Origin of the sequence: Aeromonas sp. R9-2 (assembly GCF_040908025.1) — a bacterium.
GTDB lineage: Bacteria > Pseudomonadota > Gammaproteobacteria > Enterobacterales > Aeromonadaceae > Aeromonas > Aeromonas veronii.
Genome location: NZ_JBFOCX010000014.1, coordinates 1 through 1947 on the forward strand (window position 1 = coordinate 1; position 1947 = coordinate 1947).

At 50.3% G+C, this 1947-nt stretch carries 2 protein-coding genes; both read left to right on the top strand.

Features of this window, described 5'->3' with window-relative positions:
- Positions 1-1006: RHS repeat-associated core domain-containing protein (locus tag AB5Y71_RS04680; protein WP_368171108.1), on the top strand; the 1006-nt coding region annotated here is incomplete at its 5' end.
- Between the two features lie 303 nt (positions 1007-1309).
- Positions 1310-1947 (top strand): RHS repeat-associated core domain-containing protein (locus AB5Y71_RS04685; RefSeq protein WP_368171109.1); only part of this gene is annotated, 638 nt, incomplete at its 3' end.

Consider the following 1947-nt stretch of genomic DNA (forward strand, 5'->3'; position numbering starts at 1 on the left):
GACGAATAGCTCGGGCTTGTTGATGGCGGATGAGGCTCGAAATCAGCTGACGATTATGACTAATTTCATCGGATTCAACGGCGAGCGGCGAGACCCGGTTACCGGCCTATACCATTTAGGGAAAGGGTATCGGGCTTATAACCCGGCGCTGATGCGTTTTCATGCGGCTGACAGTTTAAGCCCTTTTGGTGATGGAGGGCTTAACCCCTATGCCTATACCCTTGGAAACCCAATTAACCTGCTTGACCCAAGTGGTCATATGAGCGTGTCGGCAGGAGTGGGACTTGGTTTGGGTATTTTGGGGCTACTGATTTCGATTGTCACCCTGGGGACGGGGATCGCAGCGGGAGCTGCCATGATGACGGCAGGAACCGCCTTGTCAATAACCTCTTCTGTCCTGGGTATCGTATCTTCTGCGACAGGTATTGCGTCTGCCTTGACGGAAGAGAGTAACCCGCAAGCGTCGTCCACTCTCAGCTGGATATCATTAGGGACTGGCATTGCCAGCGCCGCAACAGGGATTGGCTCTGCGGTGGCAGGAGCCAAAGCTACGACAACAGCTGCTGTAAAATCGACGTCCACTCTCAAAACATTTCCCATCTCAAGCAGCAGCTATGCGAAACTTGCTGCTGATGTTGCCGAGAGCCCTGGTAGGCTCCTGGCTCACGGAGCTCCTGGTGTTACAGCCACAAAAACCGGGCTAAAGTCAGGTTCTGCGTTAGCAAAATCATTGGCATCGACAACGCGACAAGCAGGTGGGGTATTTAAACTAGATAGCTGTTACGGAGCGGTAGGGGGGCGTTGGGCGTCTCAGGGACAAGCTCTAGCTAATAAACTTGGTACAAATGTAATGGCTTACCCCGGTAGGTACAACACTCTTATGACTCAAGGGATTGTTTTTCGCCCCCAAACTGCAGCTCAAGCTGTTCATACAGCCAGATTAAACAAAATGTTAGGAGGGATAAGTAAGCTGGCCCTTTATATAAAGAACCCATCTTGGATTTGATGCTATACCCGTTCAACATGAAGATGCTGGTTTCCCGGTTCTGGTGCATTAAGGGATAGAGCCCGATAAAATTTTATCCGCCTATTTTTAAGGCATCTAGCTGATAGAGATAGAACTGTTCTGCTGGGGGCTGTCCGTCCCTTTCTGGGGCGGATTCGCATTTACATATCATTGCTATAACCTCGATACCTGCTAAAACTCCTTGTGCTCGTCGGAGTGACTTGAATCCCAATATGTGTCGAGTGATCTTCCTTAACCGGGGGGGCGAATGAGATCCCCTCTGGCGCTTTAACGGAGTATGAAATGAATATAATAAAACGTGTCCCTTTTGCATTACTGCTGCGTGCTGAGCATAGTTCGTCATTGGATGCTTATCCTAATTTGAGTCGTAGACAATTCTTGATAAAATCGTCTATTTTTGCTGCAGCCTCATCCTTGTTGGTATTACCCAATGCATTGCGGGCTGCGGATTTATTGCCGACGAATAGCTCGGGCTTGTTGATGGCGGATGAGGCTCGAAATCAGCTGACGATTATGACTAATTTCATCGGATTCAACGGCGAGCGGCGAGACCCGGTTACCGGCCTATACCATTTAGGGAAAGGGTATCGGGCTTATAACCCGGCGCTGATGCGTTTTCATGCGGCTGACAGTTTAAGCCCTTTTGGTGATGGAGGGCTTAACCCCTATGCCTATACCCTTGGAAACCCAATTAACCTGCTTGACCCAAGTGGTCATATGAGCGTGTCGGCAGGAGTGGGACTTGGTTTGGGTATTTTGGGGCTACTGATTTCGATTGTCACCCTGGGGACGGGGATCGCAGCGGGAGCTGCCATGATGACGGCAGGAACCGCCTTGTCAATAACCTCTTCTGTCCTGGGTATCGTATCTTCTGCGACAGGTATTGCGTCTGCCTTGACGGAAGAGAGTAACCCGCAAGC